The sequence below is a fragment of the Candidatus Polarisedimenticolia bacterium genome, assembly GCA_035764505.1.
Classification (GTDB): Bacteria; Acidobacteriota; Polarisedimenticolia; order Gp22-AA2; family AA152; genus AA152.
In genome coordinates, this window is sequence record DASTZC010000183.1 from 1 (window position 1) to 5837 (window position 5837).

5 protein-coding genes are annotated in these 5837 nt (G+C 67.3%); 3 read left to right on the plus strand and 2 right to left on the minus strand.

All coding sequences use genetic code 11. The annotated features are described in order from the left end of the window. The 3 genes from VFW45_12300 to VFW45_12310 all read left to right on the plus strand — a co-directional run. Positions 1-1764 (plus strand): CRTAC1 family protein (locus VFW45_12300; GenBank protein ID HEU5181562.1); only part of this gene is annotated, 1764 nt, incomplete at its 5' end. Next, complete coding sequence (locus VFW45_12305; GenBank protein ID HEU5181563.1) at positions 1761-2855, plus strand: tetratricopeptide repeat protein; 1095 nt, start codon at positions 1761-1763, stop codon at positions 2853-2855. The genes VFW45_12300 and VFW45_12305, both read left to right, overlap by 4 nt. Further along, on the plus strand, positions 2852-4555 hold the full coding sequence (locus VFW45_12310; GenBank protein ID HEU5181564.1) for a CRTAC1 family protein: 1704 nt from the start codon (positions 2852-2854) through the stop codon (positions 4553-4555). The genes VFW45_12305 and VFW45_12310 overlap by 4 nt, the downstream gene beginning before the upstream one ends. A gap of 6 nt (positions 4556-4561) precedes the next feature. Here the strand turns inward: VFW45_12310 and VFW45_12315 are convergent, their stop codons facing one another. Both VFW45_12315 and VFW45_12320 read right to left on the minus strand, forming a co-directional pair. Continuing rightward, positions 4562-5578, minus strand: coding sequence for a hypothetical protein (locus VFW45_12315; GenBank protein HEU5181565.1), 1017 nt, complete (start codon positions 5576-5578; stop codon positions 4562-4564). 11 nt (positions 5579-5589) lie between these two features. Next, positions 5590-5837, minus strand: a 248-nt coding sequence (locus VFW45_12320) for a hypothetical protein (protein ID HEU5181566.1), incomplete at its 5' end; no start/stop codon positions are given.

A 5837-nucleotide genomic window follows, 5' to 3' on the forward strand; every position in this document is an offset into this window, starting at 1 on the left:
TTTCTGACGCGCTATCCCAACGCGCCGCAGGAGCGCATCATCCAGGCCCTGGGAATGAAGGCGCAAGGATTGTTCCGGCAGAAGCTCTACAAGGAGGCCATCGCCGTCTACCGGCAGACCTACGACCTGGAGCCGGGTGAAAAGCCGCTATGGGGCATCCACATGTGCTCGGCCGGCATGGGAGGCGTCCCCAAGGACCTGCCGGCCAAATACCGCTACCCGCTGCGTCCCGAATCGACCGATCCATCCCTGCCGCCGCCCCCGAAGTTCCGGGACATTGCCCCGGAGCTGGGGATCGCCAAGATTGCGGGCGCCGGTCCGGCCGGCTGGGCCGATTATGACGGCGACGGCCGCTACGACCTGGTGGCCTGCGGCATGGACACTTTCTGCTCGCTGTTCCACAACGAGGGGAAGAAGTTCCGCGACGTGACGCTGGAAGCGGGATTCGGCCAGGTGGAATCGGGCTTCGGAGCGGCCTGGGGCGACTACAACGGCGACGGCAAGCCCGATCTCTACGTGGCGCGCAACGGCTGGGGCGGACCGCTGCCCGATTCGCTCATGGCGAACCAGGGAGACGGCACCTTCAAGGACATTGCGAAGGAGGCGGGGATCGACGAGCCGGGCTCCGGGTTCCACGTCACCTGGTTCGATTACAACCGTGACGGCTGGCTCGACATCCTGGTCAGTAACGGCGTGACGCTGGATCCCAACATCAATCACCTGTACCGGAACAACGGCAACGGCACCTTCACCAACGTCACCAAGGAGGCGGGCCTGGAGGAGAAGCAGCCGGGCGGGACGATCGGCATCGCCATCGGCGATTACGACCAGGACGGCTGGCCGGACCTCTTCATGCACGGCCGCACGCGCAAGAACCGGCTGTACCACAACCTGGGAGGCGGCAAGTTCGAGGAGGTGGGCGCCACGGCAGGCGTGGCGGGACACGGCCGGCAGAACGGCTACGTCGCCTTGTTCCAGGACATGGATAGCGACGGCGACCTCGATATCGTGACCGTCAGCCTGGCCGTCTGGGAGCACGTCATCGCCGGCTACCGGGCGGATTACGTTCCCAAGCCGGACGACGATCTCGTCAAGCTGTTCCGCAATGACGGGGGCGGGCACTTCAAGGACGTGAGCGTGGAGGCCGGGTTCGTCTATCCGCTCGGCATCATGGCGGCGAACACCGCCGATCTCGACAACGACGGATATTCGGATCTCTATTTCGGCACCGGCAATCCCGACATGCGGCGCCAGGAGCCCAACGTTCTGTACCAAAACACGGGACGGGGAACCTTCGTGGATCGGTCGCGCGCCGCCGGGGTCTGGCTCCAGGGAAAAGGGCACGGCATCACCTTCACCGACTGGAACGGCGACGGCTTCCTGGAGATCTATGCCGAAAAGGGGGGCTTCTACCACGGCGATCTGGTGCCCAGCGCCTTTTTTCTCAACGAAACCCGCAATGGAAACCACTTCCTTTTCGTAGATCTCTACGAAGACGGTCCCAACGCGAGGGCGGTGGGGGCGGGCGTGAGCATCGAGGCGGGTGCTTTGAAGACTTACAAGGAAGTGACTTCCGGCCGGGGCTTCGGGTCGTCGGATCCGCCGACGCTCCACTTCGGTCTCGGCAAGAACACCCGGATCGAGCGCTTCCGGGTGCGCTGGCCGGACGGCAGCTCCACCGACTACCCGGCTCCTCCGATCGATTCCCGCCTGCGCCTGCACAAGGGCGATCCCTCCTGGTCCACCGTCGAATTCCGCCCATGACCCGGAGGCTCGGGCGTCTCGCCCGGGCATTTCTGTTCCTGGCGGCCTTGCTGGCGCCGGGTTGTTCCCGACGATCAGCCCCCGAGCCGCCTCTGACCACGCCGCAGCAGCGATCTCCCGAGCTGCAGGCGATCCTCACCGAAGCCGGCTCCGCCTATCAGCGCGGCAACCTGACTCTCACCGAGGAGGCGCTGCGCCGGGCGTCCGCGATGGCGCCCGACGATGCCGACCTGGCTCTGGATCTGGGCGACACCCTGACCCGCGCGCAGCATCTCGATGCGGCCCGGCAGCACTACGAGGCGTTCCTGGCGCGCCACCCATCTTCCGCCGCGGTGCGCCTCGCCCTGGGGCTGACGCTGACCGGGCTGGGGCGCTGGGAGGACGCCGCGCGAGAGATCGGACAGGTCGCCGAGCGCACGCCGGATGATCCGGTGGCGCGATTGAACCTGGGGATCGTCCTCTCCAAGCTGGGGCGGTATGACGCCTCGGTGGAGCAGCTGCGCCGGGCCGTGGAGCTGACCCCCACCGACCCGGTCGCGGTGAAGGAGCTGGGGAGCGCCTTGATGAGCGCGGGCAAGCTGCAGGAGGCGGCCACCGCATTGGAGCAAGCGGTGGCGCTCGATGCCCGCAGTGCGCCGGCCTGGTTCGCTCTCGGCGGCTGCTACGCCAGGCTGGGACGCAAGGCGGAAGCCGCCGTGGCGCTGGCGCATTTCTCCGAAACCTCGGAGGGCAAGGAGCGCTTCCTGGATCAGAAGCGGCTGTTCCGCGCCGCCCAGGGAAGGGCCGAGGCTCTGTCGCTCCAGGGAAAGGATGAGGAAGCTCTGGCGGCGCTTCTCGCCTACCGCGATGCCCTTCAGGACTTCCCGCAGTTTCAGCAGGAGCTGGGAGTCGCCTATCTGCGGCTGGGGAAGCGCACCGAGGCGATCGCGGCCCTCGAGCGTGCCGTCGCCGGCGACCGCACCCTGCGCGAAGCCTATGGACACCTGGCGGTGCTCTACCAGCAGCAGGGAGACACTGACAAGGCGATGCGCGCCCGCCGCTCGGCGCTCCATCCGTCGGGTTATGGCTCCCTCCCCGTGGAATCTCCATGAAGTGCTGGCCGGCTTCGGCAGTCCCGCCGCTGCTCCTGCTGCTCGTTGCCTGCTCGGGCTCGCCGAGCTCCGCTCCGGCGTCCGACCCGCCGACCGTAGTTCGCTTCGAAGACGTCACGCGCGCCGCCCGGATCGACTTCCTGCACCGCACTGGCGCGGCCGGAACGAAATACCTGATCGAGACGATGGGCGCGGGGGTCTGCGTTCTGGACTACGACGGCGACGACAGGCCGGATCTCTACTTCGTGCAGTCGGCACCCCTTCCCGGGGCGCCCGCCGATCCGCTCCTGCACGCGTCGCTGTACCGCAATCGCGGCGACGGCACCTTCGAGGAAACCACCGCCGCCGCGCGCGTCGGCAACGAGGGGGCCTACGGCATGGGTTGCGCCGTCGGCGACGTCGACAACGACGGCGACGCGGATCTCTACGTCACCAACTTCGGACCCAACCGTCTCTACCTCAACCGCGGCGACGGTACTTTCACCGAAGTGGCACGCCAGGCGCGCGTCGACGATCCGGGCTGGGGCACCGCCGCCGCCTTCGCCGACTACGACGGCGACGGCGATCTGGACCTGTTCGTGGCGAACTACCTCGACTTCACGCTGGCCAAGCACAAGCGCTGCGGCGACGCGGCGCGCAAGCTGATCTCCTATTGCCATCCCGACGCCTACTCCGGCGTCGCCAACGTGCTGTATCGCAACGACGGCGGCGGCGTCTTCACCGACGTGACACGCCAGGCCGGGCTGTGGACCCTGGAGGGCAAGGGACTGGGCGCCGTCTGGACCGACTACGACGACGACGGCGACCCCGATCTCTTCGTGGCCAACGACTCGGTGCGCAATTTCCTGTACCGCAACGAGGGAAACGGCACTTTCACCGACGTGACGCTGCTCGCCGGGACCGGCTACAGCGAGGAGGGAAGGCCGCAGGCCGGGATGGGAGTCGACGCGGCGGACGCCGACGGCGATGGCCGGATGGACCTGTTCGTCACCAACCTGAGCAACGAAACCAACGAGCTGTATCGCAACAATGGCGACGGAACCTTCACGATCGCCACCAACGCGGCGGGACTGGGGGCGCCCAGCCTGCTGCCGGTCGGCTGGGGGGCGTCGTTCTTCGACGCCGACAACGACGCCGACCTCGACCTGGCGGTGACCGACGGGCACGTCATGGACGATATCGAGGAGTACAGCGACTCGCTCACTTACCGGCAGCGCGACCTGTTGTTCGTGAACAACGGCTCGGGACGTTTCACCGAGCGCGGCGCCGAGGCCGGGCCCCCTTTCCAGGAGCTCGACGTGGGACGTGGCTTGGCGGTCCTGGATTTCGACGGCGACGGACGGATGGATCTGGCGCTGACCCGCAACGGCGGCAAGCCTCGGCTGCTGCACAACGTCACCCGCTCCCCTTTCCACTGGATCGAGCTGCGGCTCGAAGGCAAGCGAAGCAACCGCGACGGGATCGGCGCGCGAGTCACGCTGATCTCGAAAGATCGGCGCCAGGTGGCGGAGCGCCACGCAGGCTCCTCCTACCTGAGCGCCTCGCAAGGGATCCTGCATTTCGGGCTGGGAGCCGACCCCGGCGCGATCTCCGCGATCGTCCGCTGGCCCTCGGGCCTCAACGAGACCTTCTCGGGGCTTGCATTGGATCGCGCGGCGACGCTGGTGGAAGGAAGCGGCAAGCCCGCTTCTTCCCCCTGAGCCTGGCTAGGCGGCGGGCTCTCCCAGAGGCGAGGCGCCGGCTTCCGAAGTCCGCGTTCTGAAATAGCGCTTGGTGTAGACGAGGAAGCAGAGAAACAGCAGCTGCGACACCAGGACGATCCAGGGGGTCCAGGTCTTGGTCCATTCGAGGATCGCCTGCTGCGAGGGCTCCCGGCCGGTGGTGGCGCCGATGCGTCGCATCACCTCGTCGAGCGAGCCGCCCTTGAGCGAGACCGCCGCGGAAATCCCCAGCAGCAGGTAATAGGCAAAGATTCCCCACCAGATCCAGCCCTGCCGGCGTACGATTCCCCAAACGAAGAAGGCCTGCACTCCTCCGCCCGCGAGCATCAGAGCGACGGCTGCGGGGCCGGTGAGGATCGCTCCGAACAGGACGAGGATGCCGTAGGGTGCGGAGCAGACGCTCGCGACGGCCCCGATGCCAATCCATACCGCAAGAATGGACAGGGCCAGCGGCAGGCGGCGCGCCGCCACCTCCTCCGGGTCGCGCGCCGCGAAGGCGGCCTTCACGCTCGGACGCGTATAGAACAGGAGCATCGAGCCGGGCAGACCGATCCCGAAGAAAAACGTGCCTCCTCCCACCAGCATCCAGACGATGGCCGTCACTCCGGGAACCAGGATCCTGCCCGCCTTCTGAGTCTCCTCCAGGATGATCGGGACCATTGCAAGAATGGCGATCGAAGCCAGCATGCCGAAGATCATCCAGAAGGTGGCGATCACGATCATCAGGATGCGGGCCCAGCGCCTGCGTCCCAGAGTCCCCGCCCCTCCCATCAGAAGCAGGAGCGAGGCGGCGCCGTAGAAAAGTGACGGGAAGATCATCGTGAGAGCATTGCGGCCTCCCAGCGCACCCTTCAGAGCGGCTTCGCCGAACAGGGCGAGGGCCATCATCGCGGCCGCCATCAGGCCGGTCAGCCCCGCCAGCATTAGCTCGAGGATTCCGAAGAAGGTGATCCAGCCGGCCCCGGCCGGCTTCGGAGGCGCCGTCGCGACGGGAGGAAGCACGACCGGCGCGCTCAGGGCCGCTCTCCCGCCGCGGTAAAGCGCGCCTGAAGGCCGGCAAGTCGGGTCTCGAGGCCCTGGAGCCGCTCTTTCTCTTCCGGCGTCATCGCGAGCTTCTTGACGTCGCGCACGACATAGTCGGCCTGCTCCAGCAGCTGCGGCTCCGACTCCTTGTCGGCGCACTCGGCATAGGCCTCGATGAGGATCAGGTATCCGGCGGCGTTGCGCGGCGCCGCATCGACGGAGCGCAGCGCGCTGCGGA

What these genes read in the sequence shown, in the direction of transcription:
- VFW45_12305 (HEU5181563.1), top strand. Translation starts at nt 1,761, where the DNA reads ATGACCCGGAGGCTCGGGCGTCTCGCCCGGGCATTTCTGTTCCTGGCG.
- VFW45_12310 (HEU5181564.1), top strand. Translation starts at nt 2,852, where the DNA reads ATGAAGTGCTGGCCGGCTTCGGCAGTCCCGCCGCTGCTCCTGCTGCTC.